Origin of the sequence: Streptomyces sp. NPDC060028 (assembly GCF_042736725.1) — a bacterium.
Classification (GTDB): domain Bacteria; phylum Actinomycetota; class Actinomycetes; order Streptomycetales; family Streptomycetaceae; genus Streptomyces.
The window spans coordinates 21,395-37,393 of record NZ_JBHWVJ010000028.1; the positions used below are offsets into that span (position 1 = coordinate 21,395).

16 protein-coding genes are annotated in these 15,999 nt (G+C 71.4%); 9 read left to right on the plus strand and 7 right to left on the minus strand.

All coding sequences use genetic code 11. The features are described from left to right. The first annotated feature begins 245 nt into the window (after positions 1-245). On the plus strand, positions 246-1,475 hold the full coding sequence (locus ACFWBF_RS16175) for a nucleotide sugar dehydrogenase (RefSeq protein WP_385601375.1): 1,230 nt from the start codon (positions 246-248) through the stop codon (positions 1,473-1,475). Positions 1,476-1,593: 118 nt separating this feature from the next. After that, positions 1,594-2,067: a hypothetical protein gene (locus ACFWBF_RS16180; protein ID WP_385601378.1), complete on the plus strand. Its 474-nt coding sequence runs from the start codon at positions 1,594-1,596 to the stop codon at positions 2,065-2,067. 133 nt (positions 2,068-2,200) lie between these two features. Here ACFWBF_RS16180 and ACFWBF_RS16185 read toward each other — a convergent pair whose 3' ends face one another. The 4 genes from ACFWBF_RS16185 to ACFWBF_RS16200 all read right to left on the minus strand — a co-directional run bounded on the left by ACFWBF_RS16185 (position 2,201) and on the right by ACFWBF_RS16200 (position 6,725). Further along, on the minus strand, positions 2,201-3,325 hold the full coding sequence (locus ACFWBF_RS16185) for a GuaB3 family IMP dehydrogenase-related protein (protein ID WP_385601381.1): 1,125 nt from the start codon (positions 3,323-3,325) through the stop codon (positions 2,201-2,203). Positions 3,326-3,472: 147 nt separating this feature from the next. Further along, positions 3,473-4,981, minus strand: coding sequence for an IMP dehydrogenase (guaB, locus tag ACFWBF_RS16190; protein WP_385601385.1), 1,509 nt, complete (start codon positions 4,979-4,981; stop codon positions 3,473-3,475). A gap of 135 nt (positions 4,982-5,116) precedes the next feature. After that, complete coding sequence (locus tag ACFWBF_RS16195; protein WP_356870938.1) at positions 5,117-5,746, minus strand: sigma-70 family RNA polymerase sigma factor; 630 nt, start codon at positions 5,744-5,746, stop codon at positions 5,117-5,119. 367 nt (positions 5,747-6,113) lie between these two features. Further along, positions 6,114-6,725, minus strand: a complete 612-nt coding sequence (locus ACFWBF_RS16200; protein WP_003948568.1) for a response regulator transcription factor — start codon at positions 6,723-6,725, stop codon at positions 6,114-6,116. Between the two features lie 381 nt (positions 6,726-7,106). Here ACFWBF_RS16200 and ACFWBF_RS16205 point away from each other — a divergent pair, with 381 nt between their 5' ends. Beyond that, complete coding sequence (locus ACFWBF_RS16205) at positions 7,107-7,433, plus strand: WhiB family transcriptional regulator (RefSeq protein WP_385601388.1); 327 nt, start codon at positions 7,107-7,109, stop codon at positions 7,431-7,433. 228 nt (positions 7,434-7,661) lie between these two features. On the opposite strand, the gene ACFWBF_RS16210 is transcribed toward ACFWBF_RS16205, so the two are convergent. Next, the gene (locus ACFWBF_RS16210; protein ID WP_385601391.1) at positions 7,662-8,570 is read right to left on the minus strand and encodes a LysR family transcriptional regulator; all 909 of its coding nucleotides are present in this window, start codon (positions 8,568-8,570) and stop codon (positions 7,662-7,664) included. 88 nt (positions 8,571-8,658) lie between these two features. Between ACFWBF_RS16210 and ACFWBF_RS16215 the strand changes: the two genes are divergently transcribed. The 3 genes from ACFWBF_RS16215 (at position 8,659) to ACFWBF_RS16225 (ending at position 10,979) form a co-directional block, all read left to right on the plus strand. After that, positions 8,659-9,432 carry an MOSC domain-containing protein gene (locus ACFWBF_RS16215; RefSeq protein ID WP_385601396.1) on the plus strand — a complete coding sequence of 258 codons (774 nt, stop codon included), beginning with the start codon at positions 8,659-8,661 and terminating at the stop codon, positions 9,430-9,432. A gap of 9 nt (positions 9,433-9,441) precedes the next feature. Continuing rightward, positions 9,442-10,215: an SDR family NAD(P)-dependent oxidoreductase gene (locus ACFWBF_RS16220; RefSeq protein WP_385601399.1), complete on the plus strand. Its 774-nt coding sequence runs from the start codon at positions 9,442-9,444 to the stop codon at positions 10,213-10,215. Positions 10,216-10,289: 74 nt separating this feature from the next. Next, the gene (locus ACFWBF_RS16225; protein ID WP_385601402.1) at positions 10,290-10,979 is read left to right on the plus strand and encodes an ester cyclase; all 690 of its coding nucleotides are present in this window, start codon (positions 10,290-10,292) and stop codon (positions 10,977-10,979) included. A gap of 66 nt (positions 10,980-11,045) precedes the next feature. Here ACFWBF_RS16225 and groL read toward each other — a convergent pair whose 3' ends face one another. Together groL and groES are read right to left on the minus strand one after the other, a co-directional pair. Next, the gene (groL, locus tag ACFWBF_RS16230) at positions 11,046-12,674 is read right to left on the minus strand and encodes a chaperonin GroEL (RefSeq protein WP_385601405.1); all 1,629 of its coding nucleotides are present in this window, start codon (positions 12,672-12,674) and stop codon (positions 11,046-11,048) included. A gap of 133 nt (positions 12,675-12,807) precedes the next feature. Then, positions 12,808-13,116: a co-chaperone GroES gene (gene groES / locus ACFWBF_RS16235; protein ID WP_008739621.1), complete on the minus strand. Its 309-nt coding sequence runs from the start codon at positions 13,114-13,116 to the stop codon at positions 12,808-12,810. Between the two features lie 259 nt (positions 13,117-13,375). Here groES and ACFWBF_RS16240 point away from each other — a divergent pair, with 259 nt between their 5' ends. From ACFWBF_RS16240 to ACFWBF_RS16250, 3 genes are read left to right on the plus strand one after another with little or no spacing between them, the layout of a single operon-like run. Further along, positions 13,376-13,879, plus strand: a complete 504-nt coding sequence (locus ACFWBF_RS16240; RefSeq protein ID WP_385601408.1) for a hypothetical protein — start codon at positions 13,376-13,378, stop codon at positions 13,877-13,879. A gap of 10 nt (positions 13,880-13,889) precedes the next feature. Next, positions 13,890-14,591: a response regulator transcription factor gene (locus ACFWBF_RS16245; RefSeq protein ID WP_385601411.1), complete on the plus strand. Its 702-nt coding sequence runs from the start codon at positions 13,890-13,892 to the stop codon at positions 14,589-14,591. Next, positions 14,584-15,945, plus strand: a complete 1,362-nt coding sequence (locus tag ACFWBF_RS16250; protein WP_385601414.1) for a sensor histidine kinase — start codon at positions 14,584-14,586, stop codon at positions 15,943-15,945. The genes ACFWBF_RS16245 and ACFWBF_RS16250 overlap by 8 nt, the downstream gene beginning before the upstream one ends. Positions 15,946-15,999 lie beyond the last annotated feature (54 nt).

Genomic DNA, 15,999 nt, shown 5'->3' on the forward strand with positions numbered 1-15,999 from the left:
CCGCTCGATACAGGTGTTCCCGCCCGCTGCGGGTGATCCCGCTCACATCGCCCGTTCATGATTCTGACCGGCCGCACCGACATCAGCCACCGCCTGTGGACAACACAACAGTGGCCACCACCGCGCAATGCGACATATCTGTCATATATACGCCTAGTCTGACATTGCGCCAGCTCCACGCATCCACAGGACTTGCGCGCACCGCCCCCTCGTGCATGTCAGGGAAGGGAAGGGACGGCACCCCCATGCCCGCAGATCTCGCCGTCATCGGACTCGGCCATCTCGGTCTCCCGCTCGCCCAGGCAGCCGTCGCCGCCGGGATCGAGACGGTCGGCTACGACAGCGGTCCGGCCACGGACTCCACCCTCACCGCCGCCGAGATCCGCCGCATGTCGGCGGCCGGCTTCCGGATCACCACCAACCCCGCCGAACTCGGCCGGGTCCGCACCGCCGTCATCTGCGCCCCGACCCAGCTCGGCGCCGACCGCGCGCTCGACCTCTCCTCGGTCGGCGAGGCCGGCCGCACGCTCGCCGCACGGCTGCGCCCGCACACCACCGTCATCCTCGAATCGGCCGCCCACCCGGGGGTCACCGAGGACTACCTGCGGCCCATCCTCGAAAGCGGCTCCGGACTGCTCGCCGGCCGGGACTTCCACCTGGCCTACTCCCCCAGCCGCCTCGACCCGGGCAACCGCACCCACGGCGTCGCCAACACCCCCAAGGTCATCGGCGGCCTCACCCCCGCCTGCACCGAGTCCGCGCACGCCTTCTACGCCCGGCTCACCGAGAAGGTGGTCCGCGCCCGCGGCCTGCGCGAGGCGGAGACCGTACAGCTCCTCGAGACGAACTACCGGCACGTCAACATCGCCCTCATGAACGAGATGGCCGTGCTCTGCCACGACCTCGGCGTGGACCTGTGGGACGTCATCCGCTGCGCCGAGACCAAGCCGTACGGGTTCCAGGCCTTCCGCCCCGGCCCCGGGGTCGGCGGCCACGGCGTCCCGCTCGACCCCAATTACCTCCCCCACACCACCCGCACCCCCGGTCACCCCCTGCGCATGGTCGGTCTGGCCCAGGAGATCAACAACCGGATGCCGCAGTACGTCATCCAGCGCTCCGCCACCCTGCTCAACGAGCACGGCAAATCCGCCCGCGGGGCCCGGGTCCTGCTGCTCGGGGTCACGTACAAGCCCGACCTCGCCGACCAGGAGGGCTCCCCGGCGAGCGAGATCGCCAGCCGCCTGCTCGACCTCGGGGCCCTGGTCAGCTACCACGACCCCTTCATCGCCGGATGGCGCGTACGGGACCGGCCCGTCCCCCGCGCCGAGTCGCTGTACGAGGCCGCGGCCAATGCCGACCTGACGATCCTGCTCCAGCACCACCGCACGTACGACCTCCAAGGCCTCGCGGTGAAGGCCCAGTTGCTGCTCGACACCCGCGGCGCCAGCCCCGCGGGCGCGGCCCACCGGCTCTGAAGCCGGGAAATACCCCCTGTGGATGTCCGACCCGGCTGCTAGCCTGCGGCGTCACTTATCTCGCACTTATGACCTACGGGCACACGTGCGTCTCAAATCCCTGGGGGGGATTTCCCACATGAGCCAGAACTTCCAGCCGCCCGCGCCCAGCTCCTACACCGAGGCCCCCGCGGCCCCGGCCCCCGCCCGCGCCGGCAACATCGGCCTCGGCCTCGTCGCCGCCGTCGTCGCGGCCCTGGTCACCGCCGGCATCTACGGCGCGATCATCGGTGCCACGAAGTACCAGATCGGCTACGCCGCCGTCGGTGTCGGCTTCGTGATCGGCTTCGCCGCGGGCAAGCTGGGCGGCCGCAACCCGCTCCTGCCGGTCGTCGGCGCCCTGCTCTCCCTGGTCGCCGTCCTCGCGGGTCAGATCCTCGGCATCGCCATGATCGGCGCGGACGAACTCGGCGTGGGCACCCTCGACGTGCTGAACCTCGGCGTCTCGCTGCTCTTCGACGCCTGGAAGGAAGACTCGGACCCGCTCACCTTCCTCTTCCTCGCCATCGGCGGCTACACGGCCTTCCAGACCGCCCGCAAGATCGCAGCCTGAGCCGCAGCTCGCCGCGACAGGCCCCGCAGGCTCTGCGCTGGGTCCCTGCGCCGAGTACCTGCGCCGCTACGCCGGAGGGCCGGCACCCCGAGTGGGTGCCGGCCCTCCGGCGTACGCGCGTTCGGACGGACGGTCAGCGGCTGTGCTGCGAGTCCGCGATCGTGACCTCGACCCGCTGGAACTCCTTGAGCTCGCTGTAGCCGGTGGTGGCCATCGAGCGGCGCAGCGCGCCGAAGATGTTCATCGAGCCGTCCGGGATGTGCGACGGGCCGGTGAGGATCTCCTCGGTGGTGCCGACCGTGCCGAGGTCGACCTTCTTGCCGCGCGGCACGTCCTCGTGGACGGCCTCCATGCCCCAGTGGTTGCCCTTGCCGGGCGCGTCGGTGGCACGGGCCAGCGGGGAGCCCATCATCACGGCGTCCGCGCCGCAGGCGACGGCCTTGGGGATGTCGCCGGACCAGCCCACGCCGCCGTCGGCGATGACGTGCACGTAGCGGCCGCCGGACTCGTCCATGTAGTCGCGGCGGGCCGCGGCCACGTCCGCGACTGCGGTGGCCATCGGGACCTGGATGCCGAGGACGTTGCGCGTGGTGTGCGCGGCGCCGCCGCCGAAGCCGACCAGGACACCCGCGGCGCCGGTGCGCATCAGGTGCAGGGCCGCGGTGTAGGTGGCGCAGCCGCCGACGATGACCGGGACGTCGAGCTCGTAGATGAACTGCTTGAGGTTCAGCGGCTCGGCGGCGCCGGAGACGTGCTCGGCCGACACGGTGGTGCCGCGGATCACGAAGATGTCCACGCCCGCGTCCACGACGGCCTTGGAGAACTCGGCGGTGCGCTGCGGGGAGAGCGCCGCGGCGGTGACGACGCCGGCGTCGCGCACCTCCTTGATCCGCTGGCGGATCAGGTCCGCCTGGATCGGGGCGGCGTAGATCTCCTGGAGCCGACGGGTGGCGGACTCCTCCTCCAGCTCCGCGATCTCGTCGAGCAGCGGCTGCGGGTCCTCGTACCGGGTCCACAGGCCTTCGAGGTTCAGCACGCCGAGGCCGCCGAGCTCGCCGATGCGGATGGCGGTCTGCGGGGAGACGACCGAGTCCATGGGGGCGGCCAGGAACGGGAGCTCGAAGCGGTAGGCGTCGATCTGCCAGGCGATCGAGACCTCCTTCGGGTCTCGCGTGCGGCGGCTGGGGACGATGGCGATGTCATCGAACGCGTACGCCCTGCGGCCGCGCTTGCCGCGCCCGATCTCGATCTCAGTCACGTGTGGTGGCCTTTCCTCTGGGTCTGCCCGTCCAGTATCCCCGAACCCCGGCGGCTCGCGTTCCGGTGACCGCTGTACGGACGCACGCGCGGGCACGGCGAAGGGGCGGGCCCGAAGCGGACCCGCCCCTTCATACGATCACACCGTTCAGCCCTTGCGGGAGTAGTTCGGGGCCTCGACGGTCATCTGGATGTCGTGCGGGTGGCTCTCCTTGAGGCCCGCGGAGGTGATCCGGACGAACCGGCCGCGGTCCTGGAGCTCCGGCACCGTGCGGCCGCCGACGTAGAACATCGACTGCCGCAGGCCGCCGATGAGCTGGTGCACGACCGCGGAGAGCGGGCCGCGGTAGGGCACCTGGCCCTCGATGCCCTCGGGGATGAGCTTGTCGTCGCCGCCCACGCCCTCCTGGAAGTAGCGGTCCTTGGAGTAGGAGCGCTGGTCGCCGCGGGACTGCATCGCGCCGAGCGAGCCCATGCCGCGGTACGACTTGAACTGCTTGCCGTTGATGAAGAGCAGCTCGCCCGGGGACTCCTCGCAGCCCGCGAGCAGCGAGCCGAGCATCACCGTGTCGGCGCCCGCGACCAGGGCCTTGGCGATGTCGCCGGAGTACTGCAGGCCGCCGTCGCCGATGACCGGGACGCCTGCGGCCTTGGCCGCCAGCGCGGCCTCGTAGATGGCGGTGACCTGCGGGACGCCGATGCCGGCGACGACGCGGGTGGTGCAGATGGAGCCGGGGCCGACGCCGACCTTGATGCCGTCGCAGCCGGCGTCGATGAGCGCCTGGGCGCCGTCGCGGGTGGCGACGTTGCCGCCGATGACGTCCACCGTGGAGTTCGACTTGATCTTGGCGACCATGTCGCCGACCAGGCGGGAGTGGCCGTGGGCGGTGTCGACGACGATGAAGTCGGCGCCCGCCTCGATCAGGGCCTGGGCGCGCTCGTACGCGTCGCCGGCGACGCCGACGGCCGCGCCGACGAGCAGCCGGCCGTCCTTGTCCTTGGCGGCGTTGGGGTACTTCTCGGCCTTGACGAAGTCCTTGACCGTGATGAGGCCCTTGAGGATGCCCGCGTCGTCGACCAGCGGAAGCTTCTCGATCTTGTGCCGGCGCAGCAGCTCCATGGCGTCCACGCCCGTGATGCCGACCTTGCCGGTGACCAGCGGCATCGGGGTCATGACCTCGCGCACCTGGCGGCTGCGGTCCGACTCGAAGGCCATGTCGCGGTTGGTGACGATGCCGAGCAGCTTGCCGGCCGGGTCGGTGACCGGGACGCCGGAGATGCGGAACTTCGCGCAGAGCTCGTCGGCCTCGCGCAGCGTCGCGTCGGGGTGCACCGTGATCGGGTCGGTGACCATGCCGGACTCGGAGCGCTTGACCAGGTCGACCTGGTTGGCCTGGTCGGCGATGGAGAGGTTGCGGTGCAGGACGCCGACGCCGCCCTGGCGGGCCATCGCGATGGCCATGCGGGCCTCGGTGACCTTGTCCATGGCGGCGGAGAGCAGCGGAACGTTCACACGGACGTTGCGCGAGATGAGGGAGGAGGTGTCGATGGCGTCAGGCGACATGTCCGACGCGCCCGGCAGCAGCAGCACGTCGTCGTAGGTCAGTCCGAGCGTGGCGAATTTGTCGGGCACTCCAGTCGAACCGCTGTCAGTCATGACACCTTCCCAAATGGTCTTGCTCAGCGCGGATGTCCATGCTAACGGGATCCCGAAGCGTCTCATTCCACGACCAAGGTCAACCGGAAGTTTCGTAGTTTCCTACGACGCTCTACGACACTCCCTGCGTCGAGCCTACTGCTCGGCGAGCGCGCGGAGCCGGCTGAGAGCCCGGTGCTGGGCCACTCGCACCGCCCCGGGCGACATCCCGAGCATCTGCCCGGTCTCCTCGGCGGTCAGCCCGACGGCCACCCGCAGTACGAGGAGTTCGCGCTGGTTCTCCGGCAGGTTGGCCAGCAGCTTCTTGGCCCACGCGGCGTCACTGCTCAGCAGCGCCCGCTCCTCCGGCCCCAGCGAGTCGTCGGGCCGCTCGGGCATCTCGTCGGAGGGCACGGCCGTACTGCCCGGATGCCGCATGGCGGCCCGCTGCAGGTCCGCGACCTTGTGCGCGGCGATGGCGAAGACGAAGGCCTCGAAGGGGCGCCCGGTGTCGCGGTAGCGCGGCAGGGCCATCAGGACGGCGACGCAGACTTCCTGCGCCAGGTCCTCGACGAAGTGACGAGCATCACCCGGAAGTCGCGACAGCCGCGTACGGCAATAGCGGATGGCGAGGGGGTGCACGAAGGCGAGCAGGTCGTGCGTGGCCTGCTCGTCGCCGTCCACCGCACGGCGTACGAGCGCGCTGACAGCCCCGGCACTGCCGCCTTTGGCGGCGCCGGTGGGGCCTGTGGCCGCGGGTGACCCCAGGGCCTCGTCGTCGCGCATCAATCCATGGTGCCTTGGCGCCGGAGCATTCGCGGCACTGCGGCCCGTGTTGTGCATCGAAGCGTTATGCGGAGCGGGTGCGCCGGTACTCATCGTCTGCGCCCTCCCCTCCCGCTCGGCCGAACTGTCGCCACACCCTCAAGGATGCGGCATCGCGCACGAAGCGACACGCCCCTTGGATTGTGCCCCGCCGATCCCGGGTGCGCACCGGGTACGACAGGACCGCCGGGCGACACCGGGCGGACCCGAGTACGGCACCAGCTCGCCGCCCCGCCCGCCGATGGCGGACGGGACTGCTCCGGGCGGCCGGTGATCAGCGGAGGGGGACGACGGGGCCGGGGCGGACGGGCCCCGGATCAGCGGACCCTCAGCGGACCAGGCCCCAGCGGAACCCGAGCGCCACCGCGTGCGCGCGGTCCGAGGCGCCCAGCTTCTTGAAGAGCCGGCGGGCGTGCGTCTTGACGGTGTCCTCGGAGAGGAAGAGCTCGCGCCCGATCTCCGCATTGGACCGGCCGTGGCTCATGCCCTCCAGCACCTGGATCTCGCGCGCGGTGAGCGTGGGCGCGGCGCCCATCTCGGCCGAGCGCAGCCGGCGCGGGGCCAGCCGCCAGGTCGGGTCGGCGAGGGCCTGGGTGACCGTGGCCCGCAGTTCGGCGCGCGAGGCGTCTTTGTGCAGATAGCCCCGGGCGCCGGCGGCGACCGCGAGGGCCACGCCGTCCAGGTCCTCGGCGACCGTCAGCATGATGATGCGGGCGCCGGGGTCGGCCGAGAGCAGCCGGCGAACCGTCTCCACACCGCCGAGTCCGGGCATCCGTACATCCATCAGAATCAGGTCGGAGCGGTCGGCACCCCAGCGGCGGAGGACTTCCTCGCCGTTGGCAGCCGTCGTCACACGCTCGACGCCGGGCACGGTGGCAACCGCGCGACGGAGCGCCTCTCGGGCAAGCGGGGAGTCGTCGCAGACGAGGACGGATGTCATGACCGCCCTCCGCAGCTGCTGATGCGCGTCACCTTGAGCCTCCAGGCTGGTACGTATCGTCACCTGTGCGATCGATGCCCCCGGACACCTGTCCGAGAACTTCTTGGTTCAACCGCACTCGCTCTCTCAACGATGGTCACTCGAAAGAGTTACGGGTCGGACGGACACCTTCGGCACTCTACGTGAGGAAGCGATCACGGCGCAGATGCCGCGCTCGGCAGGTGTCCTCCATCTGGAGCTATGCCCTATTTGGCGGCTTTTCTTCCGTTTGGCATGTGTCTGAGGCTAGATTCCCAATGAGTCATATTTACATCTACTCCGACAGTAGGTGTGGAGACATGGACCGTATCCGCCTCAGTACCGGCACCAAGAGGACTACCAATGGCAGATTTCTCCCGCCTCCCCGGACCGAACGCCGACCTCTGGGACTGGCAGCTGCTGGCTGCCTGCCGCGGGGTCGACAGCTCCCTCTTCTTCCACCCGGAAGGCGAGCGGGGTGCGGCCAGGAGCGCGCGCGAGGCCTCGGCTAAAGAGGTCTGCATGCGTTGCCCGGTGCGTTCGGAATGCGCCGCGCACGCACTCGCCGTCCGCGAGCCCTACGGGGTGTGGGGCGGCCTCACCGAGGACGAGCGCGAAGAGCTGATGGGCCGCGCCCGGCACCGCCTGATCCCCGCGTCGACTGCGATCGGACCGATCGCTCCGCAGTAGCCGCCGCCGAAACGTCCGAAGGAACGTTTCTCCCCGTCGTCGCGCGTCCCGGGCCCGGGGCGCCACCCGATCGGCCGTACCGCCGTACGGTCTCCCGCGTGGCGGCCCGCCCCGGCGCTCGCACCCGCTCCGGCCGTACGCATCACCCGTACGCCTCACTCGTACGGGCGCACCTCGCCCGGCGTGGCGCCCGGCGAGCCCGCCCGTGCGGCGGGCCGCCGGTCGGCTTCAGCGCGTCGCGGCCCGCTCCAGCTCGGCCACGGTCGCGGCCACGGCCGGCACCCGGGCCAGGTCGGGCAGGGTCAGCGCGACCACCTCGCGCTCCACGGCCGGCTCCACCACCAGGGTGCTCACGCCCTTGGCCCGTACGGACTCCACCGCCAGCTCCGGCAGCACCGCGACCCCGAGCCCGGCGCCGACCAGCCCGACCACGGCCGGGTAGTCGTCGGTGGCGAAGTCGATGCGCGGGGTGAAGCCCGCCCCCTCGCACACCTCCACCAGGTGGCGGCGGCACCGCGGGCAGCCCGCGATCCAGGGCTCGTCCGCCAGCTCCGCCATGCCCACCCGCCCGGCCCCGGCCAGCCGGTGGCCCTCGGGGACCAAGCCGACGAGCCGGTCGGTCAGCAGCGGCCGGACCACGAGGTCCTCCCACTCGGCCGCGGAGCCCCGTCCGTCACCGTCCCCGCCGTACCGGAAGGCCAGCGCCACGTCACAGTCGCCCTCGCGCAGCATCTCCACCGAACGCGGCGGCTCCGCCTCGACCAGCGAGATCCGGGTGCCCGGGTGCGCGGCGCGCATCGCCGCCAGCGCGGTCGGCACGAGGGTGGAACTGCCGCTGGGGAAGGACACCAGCCGCACCCGGCCCGCGCGCAGCCCGGCGATGGCCGCGACCTCCTCCTCCGCGGCGGTGAGCCCCGCGAGGATCCCGGCGGCATGCCGGACCAGCGCCTCACCGGCCTGGGTGAGCCGCATCTCGCGTCCGGTGCGGATGAGCAGCGGGGTGCCGGCCGACTGCTCCAGCGCCTTCATCTGCTGGGAGACGGCGGGCTGGGTGCAGCCGAGCTCGCGGGCGGCGGCGGAGAAGGACCCGGTCCCGGCGACAGCGCGCAGAACCCGGAGATGACGTGCCTCGATCACCCTCTGAGCATAAGGCCTGCTTTGACCGGGGAGCGAATACTCCAGTGCCACTTTGAGGCGGCTGGGTTAGCGTCGGACCATGCCACCGATGCCATCCGTGCCCTCCATGCCCTCCATGCCCTCCACGCACCTCATCTCCGTCAACGTCGGCCGCGCGACCCCGTCCGAGCACACCGACGCCAAGGGCGGACTGACGGGTATCGGCAAGCGCCCCGCGCCCGGCCCGGTCCGCGTCTTCGCCCCGGGCCCCAAGGGCATCGCGGCGAGCGGTGTCGAGGGCGACGACGTCTGCGACCTGCGCCACCACGGCGGCGACCACCAGGCCGTGTACGCGTACGCCCGCGAGGACCTGGACTGGTGGGAGCGCGAGCTGGAACGCGACCTGCCCGGCGGGATCTTCGGCGAGAACCTCACCACCTCGGGCCTCGACGTGAACGGCGCGCTGCTCGGCGAACGCTGGCGCATCGGCGGGGACCTGGTCCTGGAGGTGGCCTCGGCCCGCATCCCCTGCCGGACCTTCCAGGGCGCGGTCGGCGAGAAGGCGTGGGTCAAGCGGTACACGCGGGCCGCCCGCCCGGGCGCGTACCTGCGGGTCATCGAGGAGGGGTCGATCACCCCCGGCGACACCATCGAGGTGATCCACCGTCCGGACCACGAGGTGACGGTGGGGTTCTGGTTCCGGGCCTTCACCACCGAGCGCGCACTGCTCCCGCGCACGCTGGCGGCGGGCGCGGCGATGGAGCCGGAGGGGCACGAGATCGTACGGACGTACGTGGAGAAGTACGGTGCGCCGGACGGGAAGCAGCCACCCGACGGGGCCGGTGGCGGGACACCGCGCGGGGCCGTCACCCGGGGCAGCTAGGTTGCGCGTATGACGACTGCGTTGATTACGGGATCCACGGCGGGCATCGGCGCCGCCTTCGCCCGGCGGCTCGCCGCCCAGGGCCACAACCTCGTGCTGGTGGCCCGCGACACCAAGCGGCTCGGTGAGCAGGCCACCGAACTGCACGACCGGCACGGCATCGAGGCCGAGGTGCTGGCCGCCGACCTCTCCACCGACGAGGGCATCGCGGCGGTCGAGGCGCGCCTCGGCGACCGCACGCACCCGGTGGACCTGCTGGTCAACAACGCGGGCTTCGGCAACAAGGGCCGGTACCTGGAAGTCTCCATGGCCGACGAGCTGACCATGCTGAAGGTGCACATCGAGGCCGTGCTGCGGCTGACCTCGGCGGCCACCGGGTCCATGCGTTCGCGCGGGCGCGGCGGCGTGATCAACGTGGCGTCGGTGGCCGCCTTCGTACCGCGCGGTACGTACGGGGCGAGCAAGGCGTGGGTCGTGCAGTTCACGCAAGGTGCGGCGAAGGACCTGGCCGGGTCCGGGGTGCGGCTGATGGCGCTGTGCCCGGGCTTCGTGCGCACCGAGTTCCACCAGCGGGCGGGTATGGGAACGGACAACATCCCCGGCTGGCTGTGGCTGGACGCCGACAAGCTGGTGGCGGCGGCGCTGGCCGATCTGGCGCGCGGGAAGACGGTGTCGATCCCGGATCCCCGGTACAAGGCGCTGATGGGCGTGGTGAAGCTGACGCCGCGCGGGCTGCTGGGCGGGGTGTCCTCGCGTACGGGCCGCAAGTACGGGCCTCAGTAACGCGCCGCCCGATCGGCCAAGTGGGTGAAATCTCCCTAAAATGGACATGTCCGCATCCAGCCCGGGAGACCGCCATGACATTCGTACAGATAATCGATTACAAGACCAGTCAGCAGGACGCCCTCAACGAGCTGCTCGACCGGTATGTCTCGCAGAGCCAGGGCAAGCGCACCGTTACCCACAGCATCGTGGGCCAGGACCGCGACGACGAGAACCACTACATGGACTTGGTCGAATTCCCCTCGTACGAAGACGCCATGAAGAACTCCCATCTCCCGGAAACGGACAAGATGTTCCAAGAGATGATGGCCCTCTGCGACGGGATGCCCAGCTTCACCAACCTGGACGTCGTCCGGGACGAGAACCTCAACACCCTGCTCGTGAACCGGATGTACGAGGACGTCGCGATGAAGGGCGACATGTCCGTCATCGAGGAGATCTTCGCGGAGGACTACCGCGATCACGACATCGGCAACCCCGAGGACAAGCTCGGCCGCGCGGGCATCCGCGAGGACGTGGAGGGGTGGCGGTCCGGCTTCGACTTCAACTTCAAGCGGGACGCCCAGATGGCACAGGACGACTACGTCACCACCCTGTGGACCTGGACCGGCAAGCACAAGGGCGAGTTCATGGGCATCGCCCCGACCGGCAAGACCTGCACGATGACCGGCACGACGGTCTTCCGGTGTGAGGACGGAATGATCAAGGAAGGCTGGTGGCACTACGACGCCATGGGCCTGATGCGTCAACTGGGCGCGATGTAGCCCTCACACACGGGAAGGCCCCGTTCCGCAGATGCGGAACGGGGCCTTCCCCAGTGCGGTACGCGATCAGTGGCTGTGACCGTGGCCGTGGCCGTGACCGGCGTCGCCCTCGTCCTCGGCCGGCTTCTCGACGACCAGGGTCTCGGTCGTGAGCAGCAGGGAGGCGATGGAAGCGGCGTTCTCCAGCGCGGAGCGGGTGACCTTGACCGGGTCGATGACGCCGGCCTTGACCAGGTCGCCGTACTCGCCGGTGGCGGCGTTGAAGCCCTGGCCCTTGTCGAGCTCGGCGACCTTCGCGGTGATGACGTAACCCTCGAGACCGGCGTTCTCGGCGATCCAGCGCAGCGGCTCGACGGCGGCGCGGCGCACGACCGCGACACCGGTGGCCTCGTCGCCGGTCAGGCCGAGGTTGCCCTCGAGGACCTTGACGGCGTGGACGAGCGCGGAGCCACCGCCGGAGACGATGCCCTCCTCGACCGCGGCGCGGGTCGCCGAGATGGCGTCCTCGAGGCGGTGCTTGCGCTCCTTGAGCTCCACCTCGGTGGCGGCGCCGACCTTGATGACGCAGACGCCGCCGGCGAGCTTCGCCAGGCGCTCCTGCAGCTTCTCGCGGTCCCAGTCCGAGTCCGTGGACTCGATCTCGGCCTTGATCTGGTTGACGCGGCCGACCAGGTCCTCGGAGTTGCCGCCACCGTCGACGATGGTGGTGCCGTCCTTGGTGATGGTCACGCGGCGCGCGGTGCCCAGCACGTCCAGACCGGCCTGGTCGAGCTTGAGGCCGACCTCCTCGGCGATGACGGTGGCACCGGTGAGGGTGGCCATGTCCTGGAGCATCGCCTTGCGGCGGTCACCGAAGCCGGGGGCCTTGACGGCCACCGCGTTGAACGTGCCGCGGATCTTGTTGACGACGAGGGTGGAGAGCGCCTCGCCCTCGACGTCCTCGGCGATGATCAGGAGCGGCTTGGTGCCGCCGGCCTGGATGACCTTCTCCAGCAGCGGCAGGAGGTCCTGGATCGAGGAGATCTTGCCCTGGTTGATCAGGATGTACGGGTCGTCGAGGACGGCCTCCATACGCTCCTGGTCGGAGACCATGTACGGGGAGAGGTAGCCCTTGTCGAAGGCCATGCCCTCGGTGAACTCCAGCTCCACGCCGAAGGTGTTGGACTCCTCGACGGTGATGACACCGTCCTTGCCGACCTTGTCCATCGCCTCGGCGATGAGCTCGCCGATCTGCTGGTCCTGCGCGGAGAGCGCGGCGACGGCGGCGATGTCGGACTTGTCCTCGATCGGGCGGGCGGTCGCGAGGAGCTCCTCGGACACGGCCTTGACCGCGGCGTCGATGCCCTTCTTCAGGGCGGCCGGGGAAGCACCCGCGGCGACGTTGCGCAGACCCTCGCGGACCAGCGCCTGGGCCAGCACGGTGGCGGTGGTGGTGCCGTCACCCGCGATGTCGTTGGTCTTGGTCGCCACCTCCTTCACGAGCTGAGCGCCAAGGTTCTCGTACGGGTCGTCCAGCTCGACCTCGCGGGCGATGGTGACACCGTCGTTGGTGATGGTGGGTGCGCCGAACTTCTTGTCGATGACGACGTTGCGGCCCTTGGGGCCGATCGTCACCTTGACCGTGTCGGCAAGCTTGTTGACGCCGCGCTCGAGGGCGCGACGGGCGTCCTCGTCAAACTTGAGAATCTTCGGCATGGGAGCGGTTCAGCCCTCTCGTTGCGATCCCCGGCCGCTCACCGCGACCGCCTAGAACGAACTACGCCCCTCGCCGCCCGGCATCAGCAGGGGTGACCAGGGGCGTAGCTCAAAACAAAACTGCAGAAGTGACTTACTTCTCGACGATCGCGAGCACGTCGCGGGCCGAGAGGACGAGGTATTCCTCGCCGTTGTACTTCACTTCGGTGCCGCCGTACTTGCTGTAGAGCACGACGTCGCCGACGGTGACGTCCAGCGGGAGACGCTGGCCGTCCTCGAAGCGACCCGGGCCCACCGCGAGGACGACGCCCTCCTGGGGCTTCTCCTTCGCGGTGTCCGGGATGACCAGGCCAGAGGCCGTGGTCTGCTCGGCGTCGAGCGGCTGGACCACAATGCGGTCCTCAAGCGGCTTGATGGCAACCTTGGAGCTGGTGGTCGTCACGATCCGACCTCCCCCTTCGGAGATCCGGGGTCAACTGTCTGAGGTGGCGACCAGGTCGATCCGTCGTCGCGGGTGCCGGATCTGCCTGTCGCTGTGTTGGCACTCACCAGGGGCGAGTGCCAGACGCGAGACTATTCCGGCGATTAGCACTCGGTCAAGCGGAGTGCCAATTCACGACCGTCGGCGTTGCGCGGAGCGAGCCCCGCGGCCCGCGCAAATCCGCGCGCGCGGGCGGTTCGTGGGCGCTACTGTCCGCCCCATGACCAGGAAAAACTCCGGTGTGCGCTGGGTGCACGCCATTCCGATCGCCGTCGGCCTCGCCTGCGGGATCTACGCGTTCTCGTTGGCCGTACCGCGGCTCGTGACCCAGCTGTCGGGGGTGGAGGGCACCTTCCGCGCGGAGCGGTGCACGTGGGAGACGGCCTCGCACGGGGACCGGCAGGCGGCGTGCGAGGGGTCCTTCACCGCGTCCGACGGATCGTTCACGATCCGCCGGATCGAGGCCGAGACCCCGTTCGACACCCCGCCGACCGGACCGGTCGCCTCCCGGGTCAGCGGCCCGTCGGCCGACAAGGCCGTACGCCCGGGCATAGCCGGCTCGCTGGCCCCCATGGGCCTGGGCCTGGCAGGCTTCGCCTTCCCGGCCTGGGCCCTGACCGCGGCCACCCGTGACGCCCTCGCCCGGCGCCGGACCGCCGCCGGACCGGCGCCGCTTCCGGCCCCGCCGATCGGGGCGAAGGCAGGGGACGCGTCCGATATGTGACGCTGGAGCGATGCGCATCCTCGTGGTCGAAGACGAAGTCGGCCTCGCCGAATCCCTGCGGCGCGGCCTGTCCGCCGAGGGGCACTGGGTCGAGGTCGCCCACGACGGCCACCGCGGCCTGGAACTCGCCCTCGCCGGCGGAGCCACGGGCGGCGGCGCCGGGTACGACGTCGTCCTCCTCGACCTGATGCTCCCCGGCCTCACCGGCTACGAGATCTGCACCCGCATGCGCGCCCAGGGCGACCCCACCCCCGTCCTGATGCTGACCGCCAAGGACGGCGAGTACGACGAGGCCGAAGGCCTGGACTCCGGCGCCGACGACTACCTCACCAAGCCGTTCTCCTTCGTCGTCCTCGCCGCGCGCCTGCGCGCACTCGCCCGCCGCGCCGGCGCCCCCGACCGCGGCGCCACCCTCCAGGCCGGCGACCTCGTCCTCGACCCCCAGGGGCGCCGCTGCCGCCGCGGCGCGCAGGAGATCGAGCTGACCGCCCGCGAGCTCGGCGTCCTCGCCTGCCTGATGGAGCAGCCCGGCCGGGCCGTCGCCAAGCAGGACATCCTCGACGTGGTCTGGGACACCCCGCACGGCATCGACCCGAACATCGTCGAGGTCTACGTCTCCTCGCTCCGCAAGAAGATCGACGCCCCCTTCGGCCGCCGCTCCATCCTCACCGTCCACGGCACCGGCTACCGGATGGCGCCCGACGGTGGTTAGGACCGTCCGCGCCCGCGCCGCCGCGGCCGCCGCCCTCGCGATGGCCGCCGTCCTGGCCGCAGGCGGGCTGTGGCTCCACGCCCTGCTGCGGGCCAACCTGCTGGAGAACACCACCGGCCGCACCGAGCTCGCCGCCCGCAAGGTCGCCGCCCAGCTCGACACCCGCGCCCTCCCGCCCGGCGCCCGGCTGCCCGCGCCCGAGAGCGGGGTGGACCTGGTCCTCGTACGGGACGGGCAGGGCCGCACCGTCAACAGCACGGCGGGCGCGCCCAAGGACTCCCCCGACCTCGGGGAGCTGCGCCCCGGGCCCGGGCAGGACTCCCGCTCGGCGGTGCTGCCTGCCGCGCGCCCCGGCGCGGAACGGCGCGTGGTGGTCGTGGTCGAGTCGCCCGGCCCGCCGGGGGCGCACGACCCGCACTTCGTGTACGCCATGACGGTGCTCGGCGACGTCGACGACGCGACCCGGGCCGTCGCCGTCGGGCTGCTCGCGGGCTCGCCCCCGCTGATCGCCTTCGCGGCGGCCCTGGCCTGGTGGGTGGCCGGGCACGCGCTGCGCCCCGTCACCGCGATCCGCACCGAGCTGGCGGCGGTCACCGCGAGCGAGCTGGACCGGCGGGTTCCGGACCCGGGCGGCGCCGACGAGATCGCACAGCTGGCCCGCACGGTCAACAACACGCTCGACCGGCTGGAGCGCAGCGACGCCCGGCAGCGGCAGTTCACCGCCGATGCCTCGCACGAGCTGCGCAACCCCCTCGCGGCCGTCCGGTCCCGGCTGGAGGTGGCGCTGGCCATGGACCGCCCCGACCGGGAGTCGGTGGCGGCCGCGCTGGCCGACACCGAGCGGCTCCAGCGCATCGCGGCGGACCTGCTGCTGCTGGCCCGGCTCGACGGCGGTCCGGCGCCGCGCACCGAGCCGGTGGACCTCGCGCTGCTGGCCGCCGAGGACGCGGCGCGGCGCCCGCACCCCCGGGTCGCGCTGCGGCTGGACGCGCGGGCGCCCGTACCGGTGGCCGGGGATCCGGCGCGGCTGGAGCGGGCGCTGGCCAACCTGGTGGACAACGCCCTGCGGTACGCCCGTGCGGAGGTGGTCGTACGGGCCGCCGCCGAGGACGGCTGGGCGGTGCTGGAGGTCGTGGACGACGGCCCGGGCATCCCGCAGGACGACCGGGGCCGGGTCTTCGAGCGGTTCGTGCGGCTGGACGCGGACCGGGGCCGGGCCAGCGGCGGGAGCGGGCTGGGCCTGGCCATCGCCCGGGAGATCGCGCGGGCGCACGGGGGCGACGTACGGGCGCTGCCGGCGCCCGCCGGGGGCGCGCGGATGGTGCTGCGCCTGCCGGGGCGTGCGCGGACCTGAAGGCGGATTCAGGACTTTCAGGTCTCCTTCAGCCCCACGCCCCCAGCATCGACA

Bases quoted from the DNA above. Each gene is read 5' to 3' on its own strand.
- ACFWBF_RS16175 (WP_385601375.1), top strand. From the start codon at position 246: ATGCCCGCAGATCTCGCCGTCATCGGACTCGGCCATCTCGGTCTCCCG.
- ACFWBF_RS16180 (WP_385601378.1), top strand. From the start codon at position 1,594: ATGAGCCAGAACTTCCAGCCGCCCGCGCCCAGCTCCTACACCGAGGCC.
- guaB (WP_385601385.1), bottom strand. From the start codon at position 4,981: ATGACTGACAGCGGTTCGACTGGAGTGCCCGACAAATTCGCCACGCTC.
- ACFWBF_RS16195 (WP_356870938.1), bottom strand. From the start codon at position 5,746: ATGCGCGACGACGAGGCCCTGGGGTCACCCGCGGCCACAGGCCCCACC.
- ACFWBF_RS16200 (WP_003948568.1), bottom strand. From the start codon at position 6,725: ATGACATCCGTCCTCGTCTGCGACGACTCCCCGCTTGCCCGAGAGGCG.
- ACFWBF_RS16205 (WP_385601388.1), top strand. From the start codon at position 7,107: ATGGCAGATTTCTCCCGCCTCCCCGGACCGAACGCCGACCTCTGGGAC.
- ACFWBF_RS16215 (WP_385601396.1), top strand. From the start codon at position 8,659: ATGCCATCCGTGCCCTCCATGCCCTCCATGCCCTCCACGCACCTCATC.
- ACFWBF_RS16220 (WP_385601399.1), top strand. From the start codon at position 9,442: ATGACGACTGCGTTGATTACGGGATCCACGGCGGGCATCGGCGCCGCC.
- ACFWBF_RS16225 (WP_385601402.1), top strand. From the start codon at position 10,290: ATGACATTCGTACAGATAATCGATTACAAGACCAGTCAGCAGGACGCC.
- groL (WP_385601405.1), bottom strand. From the start codon at position 12,674: ATGCCGAAGATTCTCAAGTTTGACGAGGACGCCCGTCGCGCCCTCGAG.
- ACFWBF_RS16240 (WP_385601408.1), top strand. From the start codon at position 13,376: ATGACCAGGAAAAACTCCGGTGTGCGCTGGGTGCACGCCATTCCGATC.
- ACFWBF_RS16245 (WP_385601411.1), top strand. From the start codon at position 13,890: ATGCGCATCCTCGTGGTCGAAGACGAAGTCGGCCTCGCCGAATCCCTG.